Origin of the sequence: Streptomyces sp. NPDC020299 (genome assembly GCF_044387825.1) — a bacterium.
GTDB lineage: Bacteria > Actinomycetota > Actinomycetes > Streptomycetales > Streptomycetaceae > Streptomyces.
Genome location: NZ_JBIRWL010000007.1, coordinates 122,692 through 149,031 on the forward strand (window position 1 = coordinate 122,692; position 26,340 = coordinate 149,031).

Sequence of the window (26,340 nt, forward strand, 5' to 3'; positions counted from 1 at the left end):
TCTGATTGTCGGGCTGGAGCGGCCCGCGTCAAGGGCGCTCCCGCTCCGCTGCGCTCCACGTCCGCGTCGCCTTCGGCGATGGCCCTGCGGGCCACCCTTGACCCGGTCCACTCCAGCCCGGGTGAGAAGCGAGCGGGCAGCCCGGAGAAAGCGGGGCCCAAGGTCGGCGACCCCTGCCGTCGGCTGGGCTGCGGGGCGGGGTCGGGGTACGCGGTGGCGCCTCGCCTGCACGCCGGGTGGGTCCGGCGGCGATCGGTGGGTGGCTGGGTGGGCGGCTGGGGCGCGCTGGGTGGGCGGGGCACGCCGGACGGGCTTGGCGGCTTACGGTCAGTGAGTGGGGAGGGGCCGGGGTGGGTTTGGCCGCGATCGGTGGCTGGGGACTGGAGACTAGACGCCAAAAGCGAACAAACGGGGCGCTGGGGTGGGGTGGTGACGACGAGTGGAAGGAATGTCTCACCCCTCAAGCTCGCGGGCCTGCCACTACTCCCTCCGCCCCCGGTACGTTCCTTCCACTCGCCGAACGGGCGTGGCGGATGAGGCGTTTGTGACTCGCAGGAGCGGGGCGAGGAGCCCAGGTCCATCGCGGCCCAGGTCCATGGCGGCCCACCCCACACAAGCCCCAGGCCCCGCCACGCGATCCCCGGGCCCCGCGCCCCGTAGCGCGATCCCCGTTGAGCCCAGCCGGCGTACCCGCGCCCACCCAACGCGCCCCCACCCGCCGACCGCAAGCCGCCAAGTCCACCCGTCGGCCGCCGGCCGTCGGTCCCACCCGCCGGCCGCCAAGCCCGCCCGTCGTGCCCCGCCCACCCAGCGCGCACACCCCCACCAACCCACCCACCGCAAGCCGCCGAAGCCACCCGGCGTGCAGGCGAGGCGCCACCGCGCAGCCCCGACCCCGCCCCGCAGCCCAGCCCACGCAAGGGACTACCCACCTTGGCCCCCGCTTTCTCCGGGCTGCCCGCTCGCTTCTTCCCCGGGATTTCGTGAGCCGGGTCAAGGGGCGGCCGCAAGGCCGATCGCCGCAGGCGACGCGGACGTGGAGCGCAGCGGAGCGGGAGCGCCCTTGACGCGGATCACGGAATCCCGACACTGCAAAAGAAGCGGGCGGCCCCACGGTCACCACTCGACCGGCGTCCGGTTCACCCGCCCCATCGCCCCAGGAAGATCGGGTTCGTCAGTGCGGCCAACGCCCCGGGAACCGTTCCCGCCGCTGTCTCGTGGCGGAGTTCGGCGCGTACGTAGGCCGCGTAGGACGGGGTCGTATGCCACTCCACCACGCTGGAGCCCGAGACCGGGAGCGGGTCGCTGGTCAGCAGTACCCCCTGGTCGGTGACGATGCGGGCCGTGCAGCGCGGGGCGCCCGAGACTTCCAGGCGGACCGTCACCGGGGCGTCCGCACCGACCTCCAGCCGTTCCCCGATGCCCGCGTGCCGGCCTCGGCCGTCGGACACCGTGAAGGTCAGGGAGATGTTCTTGGACTCGGCGATGTACGAGCGGCCCGCGCGGATGCCTTCCTGGATGGCCTCGCGGGTCAGGTCGTCGGCCAGGACGACGGTCTGGGGGCTGCCGACCACGTCCGGGTCGCGGTGTGCGTCGCTGCTGCCCATCGCCGGGAGCCAGGCCCGGCCGCCCCGTACCGAGGCGACGAGCAGGTTGTCCCACTCGGCCAGCATGACCTCGTCGTCCGGCGTGTACGGGCCGTTCCACACCTCCACGGCGTCCGCCTCGACGAAGCCGAACTTCCAGCCGCAGCCGACGCAGGTGGCGTGCGGGTGGGCGGGAACCACCAGGCCGCCGGCCCGGTGGATCTGCCTGGCGAAACGGCCGAAGCGGTTGTCCCGGGCGCGGTAGCGCCAGTCGACGAAGGTGCCGGGGTCGGTGCCCAGGGCGACCACGTGGCCGTTCCTCGTCGTGATCTCCTCGCCGAGCATGATCAGCAGGTCGTCCTCGGCGGCGTCCGCCCAGTGGGCGTGGGCGGAGTGCGTGTTGTGGTCCGAGGAGTTGATGAAGTCCAGGCCCGCCGCCCGGGCCAGGGCCACGATCTCGGCCGGGGTGCGGCGGCCGTCGGAGTGCCAGGAGTGGAGGTGGCAGTCGCCCCGGTACCAGGCCCGGCCGCGCCCCCTGGCCCGGGCGGGCGGGTATGACGGGGGTGCCGTGGTGCCCGGTTCGCCGTACGTCAGCGTGATCGTGAGCTCGTAGGTCAGGCCCTGCGGCGCGACCGTGTAGGGGCCCAGGGCGATGTGCCAGGTGCCCTCCCGCACCGGGCCCGGGATGTAGCCGGGCGTGGCCTCGTCCGCGCGGATGGAGAACTCGCTGCGGGCGCCGCCCGACCAGCCCCTGAAGCCCCGGCCGCCGAGTTCGGTGCCGTGCTGGTCGAAGATGCCGATGTCGAGTGCGTTGCCCTGGGTGCCGGCCGGGACGGACGGCTTGTCGTAGGTGTAGGAGACCTTGATCTCCCGTACACCCGCCGGGACTTCGACGGGTACGTACACGAAGTCCGGGGAGCCGGGCGGCAGCGTGCCGCGTACCGTCCGGGTCTCCTGGCCCTGCTCGTCCGCCGCCGCGAAGCTCACGCTTCCCAACGTAAGCGCGGCCGCCGCTCCCGTCACGAACAGGGCGCGTCTTCCGATGCCGTGCGTGTCGTCACACATGGGGTCACCGTCCTGTGTGGGCGTGAACTCTCCTCGTATGCAAGGCAAGGGCGAGTTGACGGCTTGTCATGGACGCGCGGTCGACTGGGTGTGCCGACCAGTCGGTATGGACAGCCGCCCCCCACCCCGGTACACCTGGAACATGCGAATCGCCGTCACGATCTTCCTCACCGACGAGACCGTCACCCCCACCCGGCTCGCCCGTGAGCTGGAGCAGCGCGGGTTCGCCGGGCTGTACCTGCCCGAGCACACCCACATCCCGGTCGAGCGGACCACCCCGTACCCGGCCGGCGGCGAGCTGCCGCGCGAGTACGGCCGTACCCTCGACCCCTTCGTGGCGCTCGGCCAGGCGGCGGCCGTGACCGAGCGGCTGGGGCTCGGCACCGGGATCACCCTCGTGGCCCAGCACGACCCGATCGACCTCGCCAAGCAGGCCGCCACGCTGGACCACCTCTCCGGCGGCCGGTTCACCCTCGGCGTCGGCTTCGGCTGGAACGTCGAGGAGGCCGCCGACCACGGCGTGGACTGGCGTACCCGGCGGGAACTGGTCCGGGACCGGATGGCGCTCATGCGGGCGCTGTGGGCCGAGGAGCCGACCGGGTACGAGAGCGAGTCCGGGAGCGTGCGGCCCAGCCACGCCCACCCCAAGCCCGCGCAGAAGCCGCGCGGGCCGGTCACGGGTCCCCGCACCCTCGTCGGCGGGGCCGCCGGACCCAAGCTGTTCGCGCACATCGCTGAGTATGCCGACGGGTGGCTGCCGATCGGCGGACGCGGGCTGACCGAGTCACTGCCGGTGCTGCGCGCCGCCTGGGCCGACGCCGGCCGCGACCCGGCCGCCCTTCAGGTCGTGCCGTACGCCGTCCACCCGAGCCCGGGCAAGCTCGCGCACTACGCCGAACTCGGCATCGAGGAGGTCGTGGTGCAGTTGCCGGCTGCGGGGGAGACGGAGGTGCTGCGCGCGCTCGACGCGATCCAACCGTAAAATCCCGACTCGGGTCCGCATCGGATCGGCGTCCGACCATCGCCGATCGCAGCGGAAAAGGGGGAGAGGGTCGCGTCATGAGGCTCTACTGGCTGGTGCGCCTCGTGCTGCACATCAACGAATTCGGTTACAGCAAGGGGCCGTTGCTCGGCACGGTCGGCACGGTCGCCGTGTTGCTCGGCGCCCTGGTGGCCGGTTCCGCACTGCGCCGCCACAGACCGGCCGACATGATCGCCGGCGGCCTCGTGGGCGCCGCCGGTATCGGCTGGCTCGCCCTCCACTGAGCGCGGCGGCGGACGGACCCGGGGGCGGCCCTGACTGCCCTGGTCAACGCACTCGTATGCTCGAAGGATGACGACTTCCGCGACCCCCGGAACCGGCCCGACCGAGAACTCCATGCGTCGCGCTCTCAAACGCGCCCGCGAGGGAGTCGCCCTGGACGTCTCCGAGGCGACGGTCCTGCTCCAGGCGCGCGGCGCGGACCTGGAGGACCTCACCGCGTCCGCCGCCCGGGTGCGGGACGCGGGCCTCGAGGCGGCGGGCCGGCCCGGTGTCATCACGTACTCGAAGAGCGTCTTCATCCCCCTCACCCGGCTGTGCCGGGACAAGTGCCACTACTGCACCTTCGTCACCGTGCCCGGCAAGCTGCGCCGGGCCGGCCACGGGATGTTCATGTCCCCCGACGAGGTGCTGGACATCGCCCGCAAGGGCGCCGCCCTGGGCTGCAAGGAAGCCCTGATCACCCTCGGCGACAAGCCCGAGGACCGCTGGCCGGAGGCGCGCGAGTGGCTCGACGCGCACGGCTACGACGACACCATCGCCTACGTCCGGGCCATCTCCATCCGCATCCTGGAGGAGACCGGCCTGCTGCCCCACCTCAACCCCGGCGTCATGACCTGGACCGACTTCCAGCGCCTGAAGCCGGTCGCCCCGTCCATGGGCATGATGCTGGAGACCACCGCGACCCGCCTGTGGTCCGAACCGGGCGGCCCGCACTACGGCTCCCCGGACAAGGAACCGGCCGTCCGCCTGCGCGTCCTGGAGGACGCCGGCCGCTCCTCCGTCCCCTTCACCTCCGGGCTCCTCATCGGCATCGGCGAGACGTACGAGGAGCGGGCGGAATCCCTCTTCGCACTCCGCAAGGTCTCCCGTGCGTACCACGGCATCCAGGAACTGATCATCCAGAACTTCCGCGCCAAGCCGGACACGGCCATGCGCGGTATGCCGGACGCCGAACTGGACGACCTGGTCGCCACGGTGGCCGTCGCCCGGCACCTGCTCGGCCCCTCCGCCTGCCTCCAGGCCCCGCCCAACCTGGTCGACTCCGAGTACGAGCGGCTCATCGGCGCGGGCATCGACGACTGGGGCGGGGTGTCGCCCCTGACCATCGACCATGTCAACCCCGAACGCCCCTGGCCGCAGATCGAGGAGCTGACCGCGAAGTCCGCGGCGGCCGGGTTCGAGCTGCGGGAACGTCTCTGCGTGTACCCGGAGTTCGTCACACGCGGCGAGCCCTGGCTGGACCCGCGGCTGCTGCCGCACGTACGGGCGCTGGCGGACCCGGAGACGGGTCTGGCGCGTCCCGACGCCCTCGTCGAGGGACATCCGTGGCAGGAGCCGGAGGAGGCCTTCGTGGCCTCCGGCCGTACGGACCTGCACACGTCGATCGACACCGAGGGCCGCACGTCCGACCGGCGCGACGACTTCGACGAGGTGTACGGCGACTGGTCCGCCCTGCGCGAGGCCGCCGCCCCCGGGATGGCTCCGGAGCGCATCGACACCGACGTACGGCAGGCCCTGCGCACGGCGGCCGAGGACCCGACGCGCCTCACCGACGAGGAAGCCCTCTCCCTGCTGCACGCGGACGGCCCGGCGCTGGACGCGCTGACCCGGATCGCCGACGACGTACGGAAGTCGGCCGTCGGCGACGACGTCACCTACATCGTCACCCGGAACATCAACTTCACCAACGTCTGCTACACCGGCTGCCGTTTCTGCGCCTTCGCCCAGCGCCGCACCGACGCCGACGCCTACACGCTCTCCCTGGAACAGGTGGCCGACCGGGCCCAACAGGCCTGGGAGGTAGGCGCGGTGGAGGTGTGCATGCAGGGCGGCATCCACCCTGACCTACCCGGCACCGCGTACTTCGACATCGCCAAGGCGGTCAAGTCCCGCGTCCCCGGGATGCACGTGCACGCCTTCTCCCCGATGGAGGTCGTCAACGGCGCCACCCGCACCGGGATGTCCATCCGCGAGTGGCTGACGGCGGCCAAGGAGGCGGGCCTGGACTCCATCCCGGGCACGGCGGCGGAGATCCTCGACGACGAGGTCCGCTGGGTCCTCACCAAGGGCAAGCTGCCCACGGCCACCTGGATCGAGGTGGTCACGACAGCCCACGAACTGGGCATCCGCTCCTCGTCGACGATGATGTACGGCCACGTGGACCAGCCCCGCCACTGGCTCGGCCACCTCCGCACCCTCGCCCGCATCCAGCAACAGACGGGCGGCTTCACCGAGTTCGTCACCCTCCCCTTCATCCACACCAACGCGCCGGTGTACCTGGCGGGCATCGCGCGGCCCGGTCCCACCACCCGTGACAACCGCGCGGTCACAGCCATGGCCCGCCTCCTCCTGCACCCGCACATCCCCAACATCCAGACCAGCTGGGTGAAACTCGGCACCGAAGGCGCGGCGGAGATGCTCCGCTCCGGCGCGAACGACCTGGGCGGCACCCTGATGGAGGAGACCATCTCCCGCATGGCGGGCTCCTCCTACGGCTCCTACAAGTCGGTACGCGACCTGATCGCCGTAGCCGATGCGGCCGGCCGTCCGGCAAGGCCCCGCACCACGCTGTACGGGGAGGTGACGGAGGAGCGGCAGCGGGCGGCGACTGCTTCGGACGGGCATCTGCCGGAGCTGTTGCCGGTATTGGACTGACAGTCGATCTGCGCTGTCGGTCGCATGTCGGGGGGCCGTCGGTCGGATATCGGCGGCCCGTCGGCGGCGGGTGGCACTTTTCTGGGGACGGCCGGCCCGGAGTTCACCGGGCGGCCCGATCCCGAGGAGCCATCATGCATACTCCAGTCACGATCATCGGTGCCGGACTCGGCGGACTCACGCTGGCCCGCGTTCTGCACGTCCACGGAATCCCGGCCACCGTGTACGAGGCCGAGCCCTCGCCGCAGTCGCGTACGCAGGGCGGGATGCTCGACATCCACGACTACAACGGGCAGCTCGCTCTCAAGGCGGCCGGTCTGATGGACGAGTTCCACGCCGTCGTCCTGGAGGGCCGCCAGGCGATGCGGGTCCTCGACCGGGACGGGACCGCCCTGTTCGAACAGGCCGACGACGGTACGGGCGGACGCCCCGAGGCGATGCGCGGCGACCTGCGGCGGATCCTGCTCGACTCGCTTCCGGCCGGCACCGTCCGGTGGGGGCACAAGGTCAGCGGCACCCGGGCCCTCGGTGAGGGCCGCCACGAGGTGACCTTCGCCGACGGCGGCACCGTCGACACCGGCCTGCTGGTCGGCGCGGACGGCGCCTGGTCACGGGTGCGGCCGCTGCTCTCCGACGTGATACCCGAGTACGTGGGCACGTCGGTCGTCGAGACCTACCTGTTCGACGCCGACACCCGGCACCCGGCCACCGCGAAGGCGGTTGGCGGCGGGTCGATGATGGCGCCCTCGCCGGGCACGGAGATCTTCGCCCACCGGGAGCGCGGCGACACCCTGCACGCCTACGTGATGCTGTCCAGGCCGCTGGACTGGTTCGCCGGCGTCGATTTCGCGGATACCGCCGCGGCGACCGCGCGGATCGCGGCGGAGTTCGACGGCTGGGCGCCGGAGCTCACCGCGCTGCTCACCGACGGCGACACCGCACCGGTCCTGCGCTCCCTCTACGCCCTGCCTGCCGAACACCGGTGGGACCGGGTGCCGGGGGTGACCCTGCTCGGCGACGCCGCCCACCTGATGGCCCCGAACGGCGAGGGCGCCAACCTGGCCATGCTCGACGGCGCCGAACTCGGCCAAGCCCTCGCCGCGCACCCCGACGACATCGAGGCCGCGCTCACCGAGTACGAGCAGGCCATGTTCCTCCGTAGCGCCGAGGTCGCCGCTGCTGAAGATGCCGAGCACTACCGGATCGACTCCGAACACAACAACGCCCACGACCTGATCAAGATGTTCACCGAGAACGCCCAATGACCCACCCAGGCCCCGAACTGCCTCTCATGTTAGGGCCCTTGCAGAAGTTCGCCCCGCACGGCTAGTCGCGGCTAGTCAGTGTCTTTGGGGTGGCGCGTGGCCGCGTACACGAGGTACACCGTGCGGTGTCACCGTGAGCTGAACAGCCGCCCTGGGAACCGGACCTTCCGGCCTGCTCGGGGCGGCTCGCTGCCTGTGCTGAGTGCGCCCGGCGGACTAGGTTCGCGTGCACCGGTTGCCGGGGCACGCGACCCCTGCCGTCCCGTGTGTGTGAAGGGGTCAATCGTTCTCCTGGGCCGCCCCCGGCAGGTACGTCACCAGCAGCGCCACCCCGGTCAGCACGATCACCCGGGTGGCCGCGTCCAGGCCGTTCCATGTCTTCGACTGCCACATCGCGAACCATTCCCCGCCTATCGCGACGAACCCGGCGCCGAACAGCAGCAGGAGCATCAGCAGGCCGATGGTGGAGGCCTGGCGGGCGCGCGGGTGTTGCCGGGCCCACAGGTAGGTGGCGGCGACCAGTATCAGTGCTGCGAGTGTCTCCCAGACGATGATCGCCACGTACGCCGCGTCCTCCCAGGCGTGCGAGGTGATGGCGCGCCACATCAGGTCGTCGTCCTTGAACGTCGTGTCCATCGCGAGTACATGGCGGACGAACTGCTGGTTGGTGCCGAAGTCGGTGATGTTGCCGAAGGCGACGAGGGCGATGTAGAGGGCGACCGTGCCGGTCAGGAGGGTGGCGGCGAGGCGTGGGGCTCTTGGAGTAGTGATCACGGCGGTCACCTTCCCCACGCGGTCTGGTTCGGGTCGTACACATTGAGCCACAATTGGCGGGGCTCGGGCGGCTGCTGGACGAGGGGGCATATCGCGTGGGGTGGTCAGCGCATGAGCCGAGTGGGAGGCCCGAGCGGCCGGGTTTCGTGGGGCGCAGCGACGCTCTGGCCGCGTTCCGCGGCAACTTCGACCTCTCGCCCACGGACGCGCGGCACCGCTTCCTGTTCCATGTGCACGGCATTGCGGGCGTCGGAAAATCGGCCCTGGTGCGGGAGTTCGAGGGGATAGCACGTCAACGTGGGGCGCTGACGGCCTATGTGAACGAGACCGTCAGCAGTGTCCCGGAGTTGCTGGAGGAGATCTGCGACCAGTTCGGTGCTCAGCGCCGGCGGCTGAAGAAGCTCGACCGGCGTCTGGCGGCATACCGGAAGCTGCGTCACGAAACCGAGGTGGCGCTGGCCGGGACGGGACCCGAGGCCGAAGGACCGTCCCCGGCGGCCATGACGGCGGCCCGTGCCGCGCTGGCGGCGCTGGAGCTGGTCCCGGGTGTCAGCCCCCTCGCCGGGGCCGTTGACCCCCAGGAGGCCGGACGGCTGCTGGCCGGTGTCAGCGCCCGTTTGCGGAACCAGGACGACGTGCGGCTGGTGACGGCTCCGGTGCGGGAACTCACCCCACTGCTGTTGCGCGAACTCGCGGCCGTGCCCTCCTCCGTGCCGTGGATCGTCCTGTTCCTCGACACGTACGAGCGGACCGGCCCGCTTCTCGACGGCTGGCTGCACGAGGTGATGACGACGCACCGGTACGGTGAGGTGCCCGAGAACGTCGTCGTGGTGACGTGTGGACAGCTGCCCTTGGACGCCGCCCGCTGGGGCGGCTTCGCGAACTCCCGGGCCGACCTTCCGCTCCGGCCGTTCACGGAGGCGGAGACACGAGAGCTGCTCGCCGGCCGGGGCGTGGTGGCGGAGCCGGTCGTCGCGGAGGTGCTGCGCCTGAGCGACGGGCTGCCGCTGTACGTGTCCACCCTGGCCGAGCAGCGCCACGCCGACGTCGGTGACATCGATGATCCTTGTTCGACGGTCGTGGAACGCTTCCTGCGGTGGGAGCGGGATCCGGCGCACCGGAAGGCGGCGCTGGCCTGCGCGCTGCCCCGGGGCCTGAACCTGGACGTGTTCCAGGAGACCGTGGACTGCCCGCGGGATGAGGCCGAGAATCTCTTCGACTGGCTGCGCGGGCTGTCGTTCGTCACGGATCGCGGTAACCGGTTGACGTACCACGACCTGGTTCGCGGGATGATGCTCCGGCGCCAACGTGGTCGTTCCCGGCGGGGCTGGGCCGAGGACCACGAGCGGCTGGCGGGTGTCTTCGGGCGGGGGCGGCAGGAGGCGGCGGTCGGACTGCGTCCGTACTCGCACTGGTCACACAAGCCGTGGCGTGAAGCGCGGCTGGAGGAGACGTATCACCTGCTGTGTGCCCGACCGGACGGGGCGCTCGCAGGAGCGCTGCGCGACCTGGTCGGGGTCTGTGCGGCAGACCTGGCCGCCGGCCGCCGCTGGGCCCAGATGCTGACAGAGGCGGGCCGCGACACGGATGCGCCGGTCCTGCTCGACTGGGGTACGCGACTGCACGAGGCGCTCGCGAACGACACGTCCGGAGTGACCGAGGCGCTGGGCCTCCTCCTGGCCGACACCACCGGACTGGACCGGACTGGCCGGGCACTGGCCCACACGCTGCGCGGAGTGGAACTGGCCCGCGCGGGCGGACACGAGGCGGCCTTGGCCGAATACGACCGGGCGACCGAGCTGGAGCCGGAGTTCGCCCCGGCCTATTACAACCGTGGGCTCGCCCACCAGCGGCTCGGCGACTTCCCGGCTTCGGTGGCCGCGTTCGACCGTGCGAACGAGCTGGTCCCGGACTCCAGTCGCATCCTCGCGGGCCGTGGCAAGACCCACTGGCGTGCGGGGCGGTTCGAGGAGGCCATCGCCGACTGCGACCGGGCCATCGCCCTCGACCCGACCGACTCCGCTTCCCTCGCCTACAGAGCCGTGTGCCGACATGCACTCGGCCGGTACGACGAGGCACTCGCCGACTTCGACCGCGCGCTGAGTCTCGACGAGGACGAGACATGGACGCTCGTGCGCAGGTCGCGGCTGCGCCGGGTCAGGGGAGAGTGGGACGACGCGTTCGCCGACCTGGATCGTGCGGTGCGCCTGCTGCCGGATGCCGCCTGGGTCGCGTCCGAACGGGGCGACGCCTACCGGCTCGCGGGCCGTTACGAGGAGGCTGTCACCGAGCTTGGCCGAGCTGTCTCCCTCACCCCCGACTACTCGTCGGCCCTGGCGAGCCGTGGCGTGTCCTACTACAACCTGGGACGGAGTGAAGAGGCGCTCGCCGACCTCGCCCGGGCTGTCGAGTCGGCGCCCCGCTATGCCTGGGCGCTGGGGTGGCTGGCCCGGGTCAAGCGGCGGCTGGGAGACCAGCAGGGCATGCTGGAAGCCCTGCGCCGAGCGGCCGAGGCGGCCCCGGGCATCGATTGGATCGGCGTCGAGCTGGGTGAGGCTTGTCTGGAAAAGCACCTGTACGGGGAGGCGATAGCCGCCTTCCGGGGCGTACTGGAACGGCACACGGACCACGGCGGGGCATGGTCCGGCCTGGGCGCCGCGTACTACGCCCGAGGGGCCGATCGGGAGGCGCTGTTCTGTCTGGACCGCGCCCTGGAGGTGAACCCCGACGATGGGCTGGCTCACGGTCGGCGGGCGCGTGTCTTCCTGGCGACCGGACAGACCGGTCGGGCCCTGGCCGACCTGGGGCGGTATGCCGCACTGGAGCGAAGATCGGAGTGGGCGCGTACCGAGTTCATCGAGGTGCTGATGCGCTGCGGCCGATGGGACCAGGCTTCGGCCGGTCTGGCCCTCGCCGACCGGTCGGCAAGGGCCGGTGGCGGCTGGGACGCACTGCGCGCCAAGGCCCACCGGCATGCCGGGCGGTGGGCGTCGGCCCGGAGCATCGCCGAGCGGCTGCGCGCGACCGACCCGGTCACCGGAACCCTTCATCTGGCTCTTGCCGTCGGCGGATCCCGCGGACTGGAGGCGGCGAGACCTCTGTGGCGGGAGCTGGCGCGGTTGGTGGAGCCGGGTGCCGCGGAAGTGAACGAGGGCGCGCTGCGGTGGTGCGTCGCCAGTTGTGCCCTCGACGACCGGCACGAGGGCGAACGGGCCCTGCACGCTTTCCTGGCCTCGAACCCCACCTGGGACGAGTTGGCGGATGCGGCCCTCTACCTGACCGAGCTTCTGCACAGCCCGGGCGCCGACCGGTCGTACCTGACCGAGCGCCTCGCAACGATCACAGAGGCCCGTGATGCCCTTCAGGCCCGCTACGCGGAATGACCCGCGAACGCCACGAACTCGGCCCACGGGGCGTCAGTGAAGGCGAGTTGGGCGCCGTGCTTGTTCTTGGAGTCGCGGACGTGGACGGTGGTGGCGGCCGCGGGTATGGCGACCTCGACGCAATCAGGGCCGTCATTGCTGCTGTAGCTGCTCTTGAACCAGTCGAGGTCGCTCATGTCTCTCCCAGAACTTTCTCGATGAAGGCCAGAGACTCCCGTGGCGGGAGAGCCTGCGCCCGGATCATGCCATAGCGCATCTCCAGGATCTGGACGTCCCGGGGATCGCTGATCACTCGACTGTGCAGCTGGGCCTCGGAGTGCCCGAGCGTCTTGCCGTCCCCGAGCTTCAGCAGCCGGATCGGTCCCGCCATGCCCGCGTGGTCCTCGCGGTCCGTGGGCATCACCTGAATCGCGACGTGCCTCAACCCTGCGATCTCCAGCAGATGTTCGAGTTGTTGCCGCAACACCATCCTGCCCCCGATTGGCCGCCGCAGCGTCACCTCTTCCTGGACAAAGGTGAGCAGCGGTGAGGGCACGCGCTCGAAGACACGCTGCCGGGCCAGGCGCGCGGCGACATGGCCGTCGATCTCCTCCTCCGTGTACGCGGGCCGCCGCATCGCGTACAACGCGCGGGCGTACTCCGGGGTCTGGAGAAGGCCGTGCATGTTGTGGCTGGCGTACGCGCCGAGCTCGACCGCCTCGTCCTCCAGCCTCTTCAGGTCCCGCACCTTCTTCGGGTAACGGGCCTTCTCCACGTCTTCCTTCATCGCGGCCAGCTTTCCGCCCGCGCTCCACGGACGAGACCGTTTCCTCGCTGTACCCGATGGCGGCCCCGAGCTCCGCCTGCCGCATACCTGCCGCCTCGCGCCAGACCTTGATCTGCCGTCCGACCGCCTTGAGTACGGCCGTGGCCTCCTCGTCCTCCATACCGCTCGCCTCCACGTAACCGTACGGTCGCTCTCCGTGCCGATGTCAGTGCTGTTCAGCTCCTCATGCGCCACTACGCCGGATCGCGCGGAGTGATGACCCGGGCGGGCCCGACGCCAAAGACAAAGAACCGGGGAAAGAACCAAACCCGCCCCACCCAGCCCGTCGCCCACCGCACCCCTGGTCACTCGGTCGGGTGATCGCGGTCGGTTCACCTGGCGCGTCGGTGAGTCGGTGAGGCAGCGTCAGCCTCGACACACACGTAACGGCCCCCGCCGGGACTGCCATCCCGAACGAGGGCCTGATCACCTAGGAAGAGACACCTTCCCGATGACTGAGCAGCACCTTAGCGCGCACGCGCGCACCCGTTCCGTCCGTTCCCGCCTCGGAGTTACCCACGTGGACGAACGCCACGACGAAGAGTTCACCGTGGTCGGAAACCATCTGGCGCAGCATCCGGATCTGTCACTGACGGCCATCGGGCTGGCCGTCCACATCCAGTCGCTGCCCACCGGCGCCCTCGTCGGCATCAAGGTCCTGGCGGCCAAGTTCCCCGAGGGAGAGACGCGGATCGCGTCTGCGCTGCGGGAGCTGGAGGAGCACGGCTACCTGGCCCGCACCAAGGAGCGGCTGCCGTCGGGACGGATCGTCACGCGCACGACCTCCTACAACAAGCCCCGGACGCGCACGGCTCACGCGACGCCTGCACCGCGCCGCGAACCCGCCCCAGACCTCAAGGAGCCGGAACAACCGACCCCGGCCGCATCTGACCTGCCCGCCCACCGCGCCGCACGCGCGGTACTGGCGGGTCTGCGCCTACGTGACCCTCGCCTCCACCTGGCCGAGCGCGAGGTACGCCGTCTCGTTCCCGCCGTGGTCGCCTGGCTGGAACGCGGCGTCGGTCCGGAGGACGTGCAGCGAACACTCTGTGCGGGGCTCCCGCCGGAAGGCGTGCGCCATCCCGGGGGCTTCCTGGCCCACCGCCTCACCGCTCTCCTGCCCCCGGCTGTCGAACCCGCTCCAGAGCCGACCCGGCCCGCCCCCTTCCAGACCTGCGACCGCTGCGACCGCGCGTTCCGCGCCCCCGCCCCGGGCCACTGCCGCGACTGCCGGACGGCCGAACGGAAGGTGGCATAGCGATGCCGGAAACGAGTCCCATCGCTTGGGCTGCCCCGGCGGCGTGCCGCGGCCTTCGCCGGTACCGTACGGGGAGCGAACCAGCAGCACCGGAGGCCACCGTGAGTGCCCAGAGTGACGGCCCGTACGGACCGCTGATCCCCATGCCCGAGCCGACTCCGGACGCGCTCCGGAACGCGGTGGCCCGGATCGCTCCCAGCCGGCTCCCGGCCCTCACGCAGCACCTGTTCGAAGCCACGACCAACGCTCAGCAGACCCAGAGTCTCGCGCCCCTGCGCGCCTTCGTGCACTCCTGGGCCGTGTCCGTCGCCATCGAACGCCACCCCGCCCGGGCCGCCCGGCTGCGGGAGCTGGAGCGGATCGTGGACGCCGGCGAACTGGATCCCGCTGCGGCCATCGCCGAGATTCACGCGATCCGGGAGGCGGCTGGCCGCGCTTGGCCACGACTCCGTGCGGGTGGGCAGACCCACTGATCGGGAGGCGGCCTCCGCGAGTTCGACCTTCTCGGCGGGCGTGGCTTCATCAGCTTCCTGGCCGTGCCCCGCCATGAGTGCGTGTACGTCTGCAATGTCACGTGGTACGGCTGACGCACACTCGCGTTCACCCGACCCACACCCCGCCCCCTGTCCGGCCCCTCTACCGACCGTCCCCGTTCGATTACAGTGCTGGACGTCGTACGTGCGGACGGTGCCAACGTGGGAGGTCAGGATGGATGCGGCATCCGGGGCCGTCTGGGGGCGTGCCGAGCAGCAGGACTTCCGTAGCCGGGTGCGGGGGACGCTGCTGGGGGTCGCCGTCGGGGATGCGCTGGGGGCGCCGGTCGACGAGCTCGGGGTGGAGGAGATCCGGGCTGGGTACGGGGTGGAGGGGCTGGTCGACCTGGCGGTGGGGTACGGGCGGCGCGGTGCCGTCACGCATCACACGCAGCTCACCCTCTTCACCGTGGACGGGCTGATACGGGCCCAGGTGCGGCGGGACACCGGGGCCTGGCATCCGCCGACCGATCTGCACCGGGCGTATCTGAGATGGGCGGCCACGCAGCGGGACTGGGGTCCCGACGAGCGGCGCAAGGACGACGGGTGGCTGGCGCGGGAGGAGTGGCTGTACGCGCGGCGGGACCCGACGCGGGCGCTGCTGCTGGGGCTCGGCGACGAGACCATGGGCACGCTGGAGTCGCCCAAGAACGCGGGGGAGCTGGGGCCGGAGGCCGTGGCCCGTTCCGCGCCGTTCGGGCTGCTCGTCGGCTGGGAGCCGCAGCTGGTGGTGCAGCTGGCCGTGGAGTGCGCGGCCCAGACGCACGGGCACCCCACGGCCTGTCTCTCGGCCGGCGCGTACGCGGTGATCGTGCACGCGCTGGCCCGCGGCGAGAGCCTGGACGGTGCCGTGCAGCGGGCGCTGGCCCTGCTCGCCGCCCGGTCGGGGCATCAGCCCGTGTCGGACGCCCTTCAGCACGCGCTGGGGGCCGTACGGCAGGGGATGCCGTCGCCGGCCCGGGTGGAGGAGCTGGTGGGGGACGGCGCGGCGGACGGGATGCTGGCCGGTGCGGTGTACTGCGCGCTGGTGGGGGAGGACGTACGGCACGGGCTGTGCCTGGCCGTGAACCAGGGTGGGCCCTCCGGTGCCGCCGGTGCGCTGACCGGTGGGCTGCTCGGGGCCCTGCACGGCGAGACGGCCCTCCCGCCGGCCTGGCTGGCCGAGCTGGAGGGCCGTCCGACGATCCTGGAGCTGGCCGACGACTTCGCGATGGAGATGACCCAGGGGCCCGCGCTGCACGGGCCGGCGGGGTCCGCGCCGGCCTGGCTGGCCCGCTACCCCAGGGGCGGGTAGCCGCGGGGTCAGTCCTTGACCGGGGCGCCGACCATGTCGTCGCCCGCGCCGGCGGGTGCCGGGACCGCTGCCATCGCGCCGTCGTCGTCCGTGTTGATCCGCTCGATGACGGCGAGGCGTTCCGGGGTGTCCTCCGGCTTGATGTAGCCGATGACGATGTAGAGGACCAGGGAGACGGCCAGCGGGACCGAGACCTGGTACTGGAGCGGGACGCCGCCGTCGACGTTCCAGTTGATCGGGTAGTTGACCAGCCAGAAGGCCAGCAGGCCCATCGACCAGCTGGTGAGCGCCGCTGTCGGGCCGGAGCGGCGGAAGGGGCGCAGCAGCCCCAGCATCATGGGGATGGCGATCGGACCCATCAGGCCGGCGACCCACTTGATGACCACCGTGATGATGTCCTTGAAGGCGGGGGAGTTGACCTGGGTCGCCACCGCCATCGACAGGCCGAGGAAGACCACTGTGGTCACCCGGGCCGCGATCAGCCCGGAGCGCTGGCCCCACTGACGGGCCCGCTGGGAGAACACCGGCGCCGCGTCCCGGGTGAAGACGGCCGCGATGGCGTTCGCGTCGGAGGAGCACATGGCCATGGTGTGGGAGAAGAAGCCGACGATGACCAGGCCCAGCAGGCCGTGCGGCAGCAGCTGTTCGGTCATCAGGCCGTAGGAGTCCGAGCCGTCCGGTTTCTTGGCGTGGACGAGGAGCGGTGACACCCACATCGGGAAGAAGAGGACGACCGGCCAGACCAGCCAGAGCACCGCCGACAGTCGCGCCGACCGCTCGGCCTCCCGCGCGCTGCCCGTCGCCATGTAGCGCTGGGCCTGGTTGAGCATGCCGCCGTTGTACTCGAACAGCTTGATGAAGAGGAAGGCGAGCAGGAAGACGGTTCCGTACGGGCCGACCAGAGGCTTGCCGTGGCCGTGCAGGGCCGGCTGGTCGAAGGCGTCGAAGAGGCCGATGCCCTTGTCGTTCAGCTTCAGTACGACCGCGACGAACATGGAGATGCCGGCCAGCAACTGGATGACGAACTGGCCGAGTTCGGTGAGGGCGTCCGCCCACAGGCCGCCGATCGTGCAGTAGACGGCCGTGATCGCGCCCGTGATGAGGATGCCCTGGTTCAGGGTGACGCCGGTGAAGACGGACAGCAGCGTCGCGATCGCCGCCCACTTCGCGCCGACGTCCACGATCTTCAGCAGCATGCCGGACCAGGCGAGGGCCTGCTGGGTCTTCAGGTCGTACCGGTTCTTCAGGTACTCCAGCGGAGAGGCCACATGAAGCCGCGACCGCAGGCGGTTGATCCGCGGCGCGAACAGCTTCGAGCCGATGGCGACGCCCAGCGCGATCGGGAAGGACCACGTCACGAAGGACGTCACGCCGTAGGTGTACGCGATACCCGCGTATCCGGTGAACATCACCGCGCTGTAGCCCGACATGTGGTGCGAGATGCCGGACAGCCACCACGGCATCTTGCCGCCCGCCGTGAAGAAGTCGCTGACGTCGTCCACGCGTTTGTGCGACCAGACGCCGATCGCGATCATCACGCCGAAGTAGCCGATGAGCACGACCCAGTCGAGACTGTTCATGCGCTCCCCTCCCAGGGTCCGCCTTGTGAACTCCGCTCAGCTGGCTGGCACTTCGCATAAGCGGAGCGTGGACGGGGAAGGTCGCGAAGTGCCCGCTCATCGTGGGTGGGGTTACGCGGGCACGACAAGCGAGCGTAAGGTCAAGAGCAAGCAAAAATGTTCTACTCACTGACCTGAGTTCATCTACGTGAACATCTCAAGTGGCTGAAAACAGCGGGTCGTAGTGGGTGGTGGGTAGCGGGCGGTCAGCGCATCAGCTCCCCGGCGTTGACCAGCAGCGACTGGCCGGTGATCGCTCGCGCCCGGTCCGAGGCCAGGAAGGCCGCCGCGTCGGCCACGTCCCCGTCCGTCGCCAGGTCGGGCAGTGCCATCCGGCCGGTGAGCCGGCCCAGTACGTCGGCCTCGGGGACGCCCTCCGTGTGGGCCGTGAACTGGACGTACGCCTGCACCGGCGGCCCCCACATCCAGCCCGGCAGCACGGTGTTGACCCGGATCCGGTACGGGCCCAGTTCGCGGGCCAGGGAGTACATCGCGCTGGTCAGGGCGCCCTTGGAAGCCGCGTACGCCGCCTGCTTCACCTGGGTGGGCGCGGCCACCGCCGACTGTGTGCCGATGATCACCACCGAGCCGCCGCCGCCCTCCTTCAGGGCGGGCAGACAGGCCCGGGTCATCCGCAGCGTGCCCAGCAGGTTCACGTCGATGACCGACTGCCAGGTCGTGAAGTCGGCGTCCTCGAGCCCGCCGAAGCAGGAGTCCCAGGCGGCCACGTGCACCACCGCGTCCAGAGCGCCGAACCGCTCCCGCGCCAGGGCGGCCAGCGCCTCGCACTGCCCCTCGTCGGTGATGTCGGTCGCCCGGTACGCGGTCCGGGACCCCTCCGGGTCGATCTCGGCCGCGCTCTTGGCGAGGTTCGCCTCGGTGCGGGCGCCGAGCACCGCGTTCCCCCCGTCCCGTACGACGGCGGCGGCGACCTGGTGGCCGAGCCCGGCCCCGACGCCCGACACGACGACCGTCTTGCCCTCGAGCAGTGACATCCGGGCCTCCCGGGGGATGGCGAATCATCTGACGGGGCGTCAGAGTATGGGCGTCCGGCGGAGGAAGGAAGAGGAAGGAAGGGGAACGGCATGAGCGAGGAGACCCGCAGCGAGACGTACGCCGAACTGGCCGCCGTGGGCCCGTACGGGGTGCGCCCCGGCCACGCCCTGATCACCATGGTCGAACCGCACCCGGGCCACGAGTACGCGTACAACCGCTGGTACGAGGACGACCACTACTACGCCGGCGCGATGGCCATGCCCTGGATGTACGCGGGCCGCCGCTGGGTCGCCACCCGGGACCTCCAGCTCCTGCGCTACCCGGAGAAGTCGGCGGTGGCCCAGCCCGTCACCGCGGGCTGCTACCTCTCCACCTACTGGGTCACCGACGGCCGCTACGACGACCACATGAAGTGGACCGTCGCCATCAACCGGCGCCTCAACCGCGACGCCCGCGTCTACCAGGACCGCACCCACGTCTTCACGGCCTTCCAGGACCACGAGGCCACGGTGTACCGGGACGGCGCGGCCGGGCCCCGCGACTTCCACGCCCTCGACCACCCGTACGCGGGCCTGGTCCTCGAGGTCGTCGACGCCGACAGCGCCGGGCAGCGCGCCGAACTGCTGGAGTGGCTGCGGGCCCGGCACCTGCCCAAGCGCGTCGCGGGTTCCCCGGCGGCGCTGGTGACCGTCTTCCGGCCCACGCCGCTCCCCGGCGACCGCATGACCTACGTCAAGCAGGTCGAGGGCGTCGACACCCGGCTGACCCTGCTGTGGTTCCTGGAGGCGGACCCCCGGGAGTGCTGGGAGCGGTACTTCGCGGGGCTCGACGAGCAGGTGGCCGAGTCGGGGCTGGGGCGGGTGGAGCTGGTGGCGCCGTTCGTCCCGACGGTCCCGGGGACGGACCGGTACGTCGACAAGCTCCGCTGAGCGTCAGCGGCCCGGCGCCCCGGCCTCGGGCGGGGACCGGGGCGGCTCACCGCTCCTGCAGCTCGTCCGGGCACGGCGTACCCCTGGGCAGCTCATAGGGCGCGGCCAGCCGGTACGTCCCCGCCTTCGGCGCGAGCAGCATCGTCCACTTGTCGCCCTTGGCGTCCTCCGGCGTCTCCATCAGACAGCCGTTGACGTTGTCGTACGTCTTCGGCGTGCCCTCGGTCCGGTGCTTGGAGGCCTGGGTCTCCTGGGGCGGCTTCATCTTCTTGCCCTCGGCGTCGACGATGCTGAGCCACGGCGAGTAGGGGATGCGGATGAGGATGCGGCCGGCCTCGCGGACCTCGATGGTCATCTCGCCCTGCTCCGCCCGGTCGACGACCGCGTTGGGCTCGGCGAGCGGGGCCGGGTCGGTCACCCGGAACAGCTGCCAGTTGGCGTCGCCCCAGATCTGCGTCAGGTACGGCATCCCGCGCCGCACGAGGGCCCGCTCCCGCTTGCCGCCGTCGCCGTCCGGCTCGCCCTTGGGCAGGACGACGAAGTGGACGGCCCAGCGCTGGAGCCACGCGTGGTAGTTCGCCGCGTCGAGGGTGTCGTCGTAGAAGAGCGGGTTGCGCTCCATGTCGGCCTGGCGGAGCCAGCCCCGGGCCAGGTTGACGTACGGGGCGAGCGCGGAGGCCTCGCGGTGCGAGCGGGCCGGGACCACCTCGACGCGGCCCTTCTCGGCGCCGACCTGCTGGAGTTCGTTGACGAGCGGGGCGAGCTCGCGCGCCCACGACGCGTCCGGGGTGGTGTGGATGATGTCGTCGACCGACTTGAAGCCTATCCAGCCGACGAAGCCGAGGAACGCCAGCACCGTCGTGTACCACTTGCGCGAGCGCGGCACCGTGAACGGCAGCGCCGCGATCAGTGTCACACCCGCGAACAGCATCGGCAACCGCGAGATGTTCGACCCGATCTGCGAGCTGAACAGCCAGACCAGCACCACCGCGAGGCTGAAGACGGCGGCGGTCAGCCGTACGGTCTTCCACTCCTTGGGGACGAGGAACAGGCAGAGCAGCCCGTACAGCAGCGGCATGACCACCGAGCCGATCGTCATCGGCTGCGTGCCGGAGAAGGGGAACAGCCACGTCGACACGGCGACCACGGCCGTCGGCGCCAGCCCCAGCGCCCAGGCGCCCGGCCGCCGCTTCTGCAGGAACAGCGCCGCCGCGATCAGGCCCACGAACAGGCCCGCTACCGGCGACGACATGGTGGCGAGTGCGGCGAGCGGCCCCGCGGCCAGGGCCTTCGCCCAGCGTTTGTACCGCCAGCGGTACGGCCAGCAGAACACGGCCGCGACCGCGCCCAGCGCGAACACGGTGCCCAGGGCGAAGGTCACCCGGCCCGAGATCGCGTTGCAGATCAGCGCGAACACCCCGGCCAGCGCGGCCCACAGCGGGTTCTTCACCGCCCGGCTGCGGATGAGGACCACCGTCAGCAGGCCCGCCGACAGCGTCCCCGCGATCATCAGTGTCGTACGGACACCGAGCACCGACATCAGATACGGCGACACCACGCTGTACGACACCGGGTGCATACCGCCGTACCAGGCCAGGTTGTACGCCGAGTCCGGGTGCCGGCCGACGAACTCGGCCCACGCGTCCTGCGCCGCGAGGTCGCCGCCACTGTTGGCGAACGTGAAGAACCAGATGACGTGCAGCACACCGGAGAGCGCGGTCATGGACAGGGCGGGGTGCAGGAGGAGCCGCTGCCGGAGGGGTTCGGCGGCGGCCAGCAGCCGCGCCCGGCGGCCGACCGGGCCGTCCGCGACTGTGGTGTCCGCGGCTGAGGTGTCCGTGGCCGTGCTGTCCATGGCTCGTCCGTCCGTGGCCCGTCCGTCCGTGGCCGGGCCGTCCGCGGACGGGTCAGCCTCGGACGGGCGTATTCGCGGGCCGGTCCCCGGGCCCGTATCGGTGTCGTCGGCGCGTGTCGGCTCCGCAGTGGCCACCTGAAGGCACTCCCCGTGTCCCGTCTTCTGTTCTCGGCCGCTTCGCTCGGTGTTACCGGCCGCTTCCTGTCCGGATGGCGGCCGTTTCCCCTCGGCCGACCACCTGCCCCGTTTCGTGACGCTAGCACGCACCCCGCCGAGGGGCTTGGTCGGCGGGGTGCGAGGACGGCGAACCGGACGCCGCGTGTGCCGCGGGCGCGTCGGGTGCCTCTGGTCAGCGGATGCGGGTCAGCTTGCTGCCGAGGCCCGGCTCGGTGAGGTCCTTCTTCAGGGCCACCGGCACCTTCACCGCGCCGCTCTTGCCGTCGCCCACGGTGAGCGTGCCCACCTGGGTGCCGGCCTTCGCGGTGTGCGGCACCTTGTCGGGGGCGAAGGACAGCTTCGCCTTCAGGCCGGCCCAGCCGACCGCGGTGACGTCCTTGGTGACGACGACCGGGGTCCGGCCGCCGAGACCGTCGTCGACATAGCCCACGACGTCACCCTTCTTCAGGATCTTCGCCGAGGTCAGCGCGCCCTTCGCGGCGGTCAGCGCGGTCTTGCTGACCGCGTTGACCGTGGCGAGGATGTCCGGCTTGTGCTGGCCGAGGATCGCGCCGACGACGGTGACCGTCTCACCGCCGACCTCCCTGCGCGCGGCGAAGAGCAGGTTGCCGCCGGCCGCGGTGGTGCTGCCGGTCTTGATGCCGATCGCGCCCATGACGTAGGGGAGCGTGTTGGGGTTCGACCAGTTCTTGTGGGTGGGGTCGTCCCAGCTGGCCGCGCTGGTGATGGCCGTCAGCACCGGGTTCTTCACGACCTCGTTGCCGAGCTTCACCTGGTCCTCGGCGGTGGAGACCGTGGTCTCCTTCAGACCCGAGGGGTCGGTGTACGTGGTGTGCGTCATGCCGAGCTTCTTGGCGGTGGCGTTCATCTTCTTGACGAACGCCGCCTCGGAGCCCGCGTCCCAACGGGCCAGCAGGCGCGCGATGTTGTTCGCGGACGGAATCATCACGGCCGAGATCGCCTGCTTCTCGGTGAGCTTGTCGCCCTCCTTCACCGTGTCGAGGGTGGACTCGCCGGCCTTGTTGTAGCCGCCCTCCTTCTCGGCGGTGGCGTCGACGGTGATGGACGGGCCCTCGGCGCCCGGCTTCAGCGGGTGTTCCTTGAGGATGATGTACGTGGTCATCGTCTTGGCGACGGAGCCGATGGCGACGGGGGTCTGCTTGCCGAAGTTGCCCATCGTGCCGATGCCGTTCACGTCCATCCAGCCCTGGCCCTCGCCGGGCCAGGGGAGGCTGGTCCTGCCGTCGAACGTGTAGGTCTCCTCGGCGGTCAGCGCGAGGGTGGGGGCCGGCAGGGGACGCATGGCCTGTACGACCGCAAAGACGACCGCCAGCAGCAGGGCCAGCGGGGTCCAGATCTTGACCCGGCGCACGATCGTGCGGACCGGGGTCTCCGGGGGCGGAGGCGTGTTCGTCAGCTCGGCGAGCAGGTCCAGCGGGGGCTTCGGGGGAAGCGGCTGCTGGGTGGTGCGCTCGGGGCCGATCTGGGGGACGGGGGTGGTGGCGTCCGCGGGGGGCGCGGCTGCGGGCTTGGCGGTGGGCGCGGGCTTGGGGGCGGCCGGCTTGGGCTCCGGCTTGCGGGTGGACGGGTCGTCGAGGGGCTTGAGCGCGACGAACTTGCTGGTGCGCTCGGGGTCCGACTCGGCCTTCGGCTTGCCGCCGAGCTTGAGCATGGTGGTCGGCTGGTCGACCTGCCGCGGGGCCTTGAAGACGGCGGTGGGCTGATCGACGGGCTTGGCCTCGGCTTCGCCTTCGCCGTCGGCCTCATCGGTGGCGTCGGTGTCCGCGTCCGGCTCTGTGTCAGTGGCCTCGGCTTCGCCTTCGGCCTTTGTGTTCCCACCCGCACCACCCGTGCGGCTCTCGTCGTCGGGTGCGGGTGGCCCCTGCGGGGCGGAATCGCCGTCGGCGGGCGCGGGTTCGGCGGCAGCGTCGGCCTCACCGGCGACGTCCGCTTCCGGCTCGGTGTCAGTGGGCTCGTCCGCGTCCGCGGCGGCTTCCTCGTCCTCGTCCTCGTCCTCGTCCGCGTCTGCGGCAGCGTCCGCGCCCTCGTCCGCGTTCGCGGCGGCGTCCTCGTCCGAGGAGGCGCTGTCGCTCTCGTCGGTGTTCGCCGGCTTGTCCGCGTCCGCGTCCGAGTCCGAGTCCGCGGCAGCGTCCTCGTGTTCGTCGGGCATGTCGGTCTCGGCGTCCGAGCCGGCCTGCGCGGCAGCCTCGTCGTCCTCGCCCGCGTCGTCCTGCGCGGCCTCGCTGTCGTCGGCCGTCCGCTCGGCGCCCTCGGCGTCGTCGTCCTCGGCCTTCTCGCCCTCGGTGGCCCGCGCCTCGGCGTCATCCGGCCCAGCGGCTTCCGCAGCGGAGGCATCGGGCGGAGAACCCTTCGCCGGCTCCTCCCCCTCGGCCGAGTCCCCGGACCGTACCCAGGCCGCCACGGCCTCGCGGAGGCGGGCGTCTTCCTGCTGGGCGGGGGGCTCGTCGTCGGACTTCAGGTCGCGGGTCGACAGGACCCTGGTCGCCGTGTCGACGCCGCCGCGCTCGTCGGAGTCGCGGGACACCGCGGATCGCGGATCGCGGGCCTCGGGAACCGGACCCGCCTTCCCCGACGTCGGTTCAACCGACGACTCGCGCTGCTTCGACCTGTCGGGGGACTCGCCCGCCACCGATGCCTCCTCCATGTGACGCATGTCACCGTACGCCTACCCAGTCGACCGCCCGTCCGACGGCCGAACACCCACCCGGACAACGCCTCCCCGCCACTGTCCGAACCATGTACCAGTGTCCTGTGTGCGGGCTTGTCCCCTGTGGTAGACGAGAACGACATACCTACCGGTTCCCTTACAAACAGGTCACGCACTCTCGACAGACCAATGTGAGAGGGGTCACCCTGTCATTCATCCACGCGGGGAGGCATGGATGGGCAGGAGCCGCAGAACACTTCCGGAGGAGCTTCTGCTGCTGGCACTGGACCCGGCCACGGGTACCACTGCACAGCCGCAGTCGCTCGACCTAGGTCTGGCCGGAGCGCAGCTAGTAGAGCTGGCGCTGGCCGGACGGATAGCCCCAGACGGGGATCGTATCGCCGTGGTGGCACCACGGCCGACAGGAGATCCAACACTGGACTGCGCGTTGGAGTTGCTGCGAAGGCGTGGCGCTCCGGTACGGGCCGTCCACTGGATCGGCGGGCCGCGTCTCGGGCTCCGCCAGGTCTACCTCTCGCATCTGGAGCGGTGCGGCATGGTGCATGCCGTGGCGGGCCAGATGTGCGGGGTGCTGCCGACGACTCGCTACCAGGCGACGGACACCGCCATCAGCCGGGAGATCCGTGCCCGGCTGGATTCCGCGATCCGCACCGGCGTACCGCCGGACCCGCGGACCGCGGCGCTCGCCGCCCTGGCGCACGCGGTCGGCCTCGGCAAGCACCTGTATCCGGGCAATGAGGGACGCTCCTCACGGTCCCGGCTCAGGGATCTGATCAGGCATGACCCCATGGGCGGTCTCGTCGCGCACGCCGTGATGGACGTCCAGAACGGTGCGGCGGCCCAGCCGCGCCGCAGCCCGGCCCCGCCCGGCCGTCAGGCCGGACCAGGAGCCAGGCCCGCACCGGAACCCGCGCGGGGTGTTCCGATGCAACCGCGCCACGGGTCCATGGCGCGCGTCGTGGCCCACTGAGCCGCAGTACCACGGCACCCACGCACACAGCACCGCCGCACCGTCGTACCGCCGCACAGCCGTCCCCAGACCCGGTTCGGGAGCCGCTGGTCGAGCGGGGTGGTGAGACCCTGAGGTCCCACCGCCCCGCTCGACCGCTTTTCCCTTTTTTCCCTTGGGTTCTCGGCTTCCTTGGCGTTCTTGCGCCCGAACTGACGCGTACGCGCCGCATATCCACCGTTTCCCAGCGGTAGGAAGCTCCTTGGTGGCAGTCTGCTCAACAGCAGATACGCAAAGTGGTAGGTACAGGCAGTCAGCCGGAGGTGCACGTCCCGTGGCGTCCAATGTCAATCCCACCGTCAGGCGGCGCCGGCTGGGCCAGGAGCTCCGCAGGCTGCGCGAGCTCAAGGGCATGACGGCCGAAGAAGTGGCGGAAAGACTGCTGGTGTCGCAGTCGAAGATCAGCCGTCTCGAGAACGGCCGGCGCAGCATCAGCCAGCGCGACGTCCGTGACCTGTGCGGGGTGTACGAGGTCGAGGACCAGCGGATCGTCGACTCCCTGATGGAGATGGCCCGCGACTCCCGGCAGCAGGGCTGGTGGCACGCGTTCGGTGACATCCCGTACAGCGTCTACATCGGCCTGGAGACCGACGCCGAGTCGCTGCGCGTGTACGAACCCCAGCTCGTCACCGGCCTGTTGCAGACCCGCGCGTACGCGGAGGCGCTGGTGCAGGGGGCGTTGCCGGAGACCTCGACGGCCGACATCGACAAGCGCGTACAGGTGCGGCTGCGGCGACAGGAACGTATCACCGCCGAGAACAACCCGCTCCGGCTGTGGGTGGTGCTCGACGAGGCCGCGCTGCGCCGGGTGGTGGGCAGCAAGCTCGTGATGCGGGAGCAGTTGGAGTACCTCATCGAGATGTCCCAGCTGCCGCACGTCACCGTGCAGGTGCTGCCGTTCGAGGTGGGCGCGCATCCCGGGCTCAATGGCCAGTACGCGATCCTGGAGTTCGCCGACGCGGCCGATTCCAGCGTGGTCTACCTCGAGGGCGTCACCAGCGACCTGTATCTGGAGAAGGCGCAGGACGTGCAGAAGTACGCCGTGATGTACGAACATCTGCGGGCACAGTCCCTGAATGTGGACCAATCCCGACAGCTCATCTCGGACGTGGCCAAAGAGTACGCTCGCTGAGCCTTCCGGCATGAAGGGCGACGGATGATACTCCGTGCCATGTCCCAGCGTA

18 protein-coding genes and 1 pseudogene are annotated in these 26,340 nt (G+C 71.0%); 11 read left to right on the top strand and 8 right to left on the bottom strand.

From position 1 onward, the window contains the following. Positions 1-1,139: 1,139 nt before the first annotated feature. Complete coding sequence (locus ACH45E_RS19560) at positions 1,140-2,651, bottom strand: CehA/McbA family metallohydrolase (RefSeq protein WP_361442985.1); 1,512 nt, start codon at positions 2,649-2,651, stop codon at positions 1,140-1,142. A 142-nt stretch (positions 2,652-2,793) separates the two neighbouring features. Here ACH45E_RS19560 and ACH45E_RS19565 point away from each other — a divergent pair, with 142 nt between their 5' ends. From ACH45E_RS19565 to ACH45E_RS19580, 4 genes are all read left to right on the top strand, one after another. Then, positions 2,794-3,633, top strand: a complete 840-nt coding sequence (locus ACH45E_RS19565) for an LLM class F420-dependent oxidoreductase (RefSeq protein WP_361442988.1) — start codon at positions 2,794-2,796, stop codon at positions 3,631-3,633. Between the two features lie 77 nt (positions 3,634-3,710). Continuing rightward, positions 3,711-3,917 carry a hypothetical protein gene (locus ACH45E_RS19570; protein WP_361442991.1) on the top strand — a complete coding sequence of 69 codons (207 nt, stop codon included), beginning with the start codon at positions 3,711-3,713 and terminating at the stop codon, positions 3,915-3,917. A gap of 67 nt (positions 3,918-3,984) precedes the next feature. After that, positions 3,985-6,570 (top strand): bifunctional FO biosynthesis protein CofGH, encoded by a 2,586-nt coding sequence (locus tag ACH45E_RS19575; RefSeq protein WP_361442994.1) that lies wholly within the window; start codon positions 3,985-3,987, stop codon positions 6,568-6,570. A gap of 134 nt (positions 6,571-6,704) precedes the next feature. Next, on the top strand, positions 6,705-7,835 hold the full coding sequence (locus ACH45E_RS19580; protein ID WP_361442997.1) for an NAD(P)/FAD-dependent oxidoreductase: 1,131 nt from the start codon (positions 6,705-6,707) through the stop codon (positions 7,833-7,835). Between the two features lie 279 nt (positions 7,836-8,114). Here the strand turns inward: ACH45E_RS19580 and ACH45E_RS19585 are convergent, their stop codons facing one another. Further along, positions 8,115-8,609: a DUF2165 domain-containing protein gene (locus tag ACH45E_RS19585; protein WP_361443000.1), complete on the bottom strand. Its 495-nt coding sequence runs from the start codon at positions 8,607-8,609 to the stop codon at positions 8,115-8,117. A gap of 146 nt (positions 8,610-8,755) precedes the next feature. Here ACH45E_RS19585 and ACH45E_RS19590 point away from each other — a divergent pair, with 146 nt between their 5' ends. Further along, positions 8,756-11,992 carry a tetratricopeptide repeat protein gene (locus ACH45E_RS19590; RefSeq protein WP_361443003.1) on the top strand — a complete coding sequence of 1,079 codons (3,237 nt, stop codon included), beginning with the start codon at positions 8,756-8,758 and terminating at the stop codon, positions 11,990-11,992. Here ACH45E_RS19590 and ACH45E_RS19595 read toward each other — a convergent pair. Together ACH45E_RS19595 and ACH45E_RS19600 are read right to left on the bottom strand one after the other, a co-directional pair. Further along, positions 11,980-12,168, bottom strand: a complete 189-nt coding sequence (locus tag ACH45E_RS19595) for a DUF397 domain-containing protein (RefSeq protein WP_361443006.1) — start codon at positions 12,166-12,168, stop codon at positions 11,980-11,982. The genes ACH45E_RS19590 and ACH45E_RS19595 overlap by 13 nt on opposite strands. Next, positions 12,165-12,918 (bottom strand): annotated as a pseudogene (locus ACH45E_RS19600) (Scr1 family TA system antitoxin-like transcriptional regulator). Before ACH45E_RS19600 ends, ACH45E_RS19595 begins: the two are co-directional and overlap by 4 nt. Before the next feature lie 330 nt (positions 12,919-13,248). Here ACH45E_RS19600 and ACH45E_RS19605 point away from each other — a divergent pair. From ACH45E_RS19605 to ACH45E_RS19615, 3 genes are all read left to right on the top strand, one after another. Beyond that, positions 13,249-14,055 carry a helix-turn-helix domain-containing protein gene (locus ACH45E_RS19605; protein ID WP_361443009.1) on the top strand — a complete coding sequence of 269 codons (807 nt, stop codon included), beginning with the start codon at positions 13,249-13,251 and terminating at the stop codon, positions 14,053-14,055. Between the two features lie 101 nt (positions 14,056-14,156). After that, the gene (locus ACH45E_RS19610) at positions 14,157-14,528 is read left to right on the top strand and encodes a DUF6247 family protein (RefSeq protein ID WP_361443012.1); all 372 of its coding nucleotides are present in this window, start codon (positions 14,157-14,159) and stop codon (positions 14,526-14,528) included. 235 nt (positions 14,529-14,763) lie between these two features. After that, a complete protein-coding gene (locus tag ACH45E_RS19615) occupies positions 14,764-15,882 on the top strand; it encodes an ADP-ribosylglycohydrolase family protein (protein ID WP_361443015.1) in 1,119 nt (372 codons plus the stop codon). A gap of 8 nt (positions 15,883-15,890) precedes the next feature. Here the strand turns inward: ACH45E_RS19615 and ACH45E_RS19620 are convergent, their stop codons facing one another. After that, positions 15,891-17,462, bottom strand: a complete 1,572-nt coding sequence (locus ACH45E_RS19620) for a sodium:solute symporter family protein (protein ID WP_361443017.1) — start codon at positions 17,460-17,462, stop codon at positions 15,891-15,893. Positions 17,463-17,707: 245 nt separating this feature from the next. Next, positions 17,708-18,496: an SDR family oxidoreductase gene (locus ACH45E_RS19625; protein WP_361443020.1), complete on the bottom strand. Its 789-nt coding sequence runs from the start codon at positions 18,494-18,496 to the stop codon at positions 17,708-17,710. A gap of 90 nt (positions 18,497-18,586) precedes the next feature. On the opposite strand from ACH45E_RS19625, the gene ACH45E_RS19630 reads away from it, so the two are divergent. Beyond that, positions 18,587-19,426 carry a hypothetical protein gene (locus ACH45E_RS19630; protein ID WP_361443023.1) on the top strand — a complete coding sequence of 280 codons (840 nt, stop codon included), beginning with the start codon at positions 18,587-18,589 and terminating at the stop codon, positions 19,424-19,426. 46 nt (positions 19,427-19,472) lie between these two features. Here ACH45E_RS19630 and ACH45E_RS19635 read toward each other — a convergent pair whose 3' ends face one another. Together ACH45E_RS19635 and ACH45E_RS19640 are read right to left on the bottom strand one after the other, a co-directional pair. After that, positions 19,473-21,416 carry an MFS transporter gene (locus ACH45E_RS19635; RefSeq protein WP_361443026.1) on the bottom strand — a complete coding sequence of 648 codons (1,944 nt, stop codon included), beginning with the start codon at positions 21,414-21,416 and terminating at the stop codon, positions 19,473-19,475. A gap of 214 nt (positions 21,417-21,630) precedes the next feature. Continuing rightward, positions 21,631-24,123 (bottom strand): D-alanyl-D-alanine carboxypeptidase, encoded by a 2,493-nt coding sequence (locus tag ACH45E_RS19640; RefSeq protein ID WP_361443029.1) that lies wholly within the window; start codon positions 24,121-24,123, stop codon positions 21,631-21,633. A 238-nt stretch (positions 24,124-24,361) separates the two neighbouring features. Between ACH45E_RS19640 and ACH45E_RS19645 the strand changes: the two genes are divergently transcribed. Continuing rightward, on the top strand, positions 24,362-25,117 hold the full coding sequence (locus ACH45E_RS19645) for a GPP34 family phosphoprotein (RefSeq protein ID WP_361443032.1): 756 nt from the start codon (positions 24,362-24,364) through the stop codon (positions 25,115-25,117). A 313-nt stretch (positions 25,118-25,430) separates the two neighbouring features. Continuing rightward, the gene (locus tag ACH45E_RS19650) at positions 25,431-26,288 is read left to right on the top strand and encodes a helix-turn-helix transcriptional regulator (protein ID WP_361443035.1); all 858 of its coding nucleotides are present in this window, start codon (positions 25,431-25,433) and stop codon (positions 26,286-26,288) included. Positions 26,289-26,340: the final 52 nt, after the last annotated feature.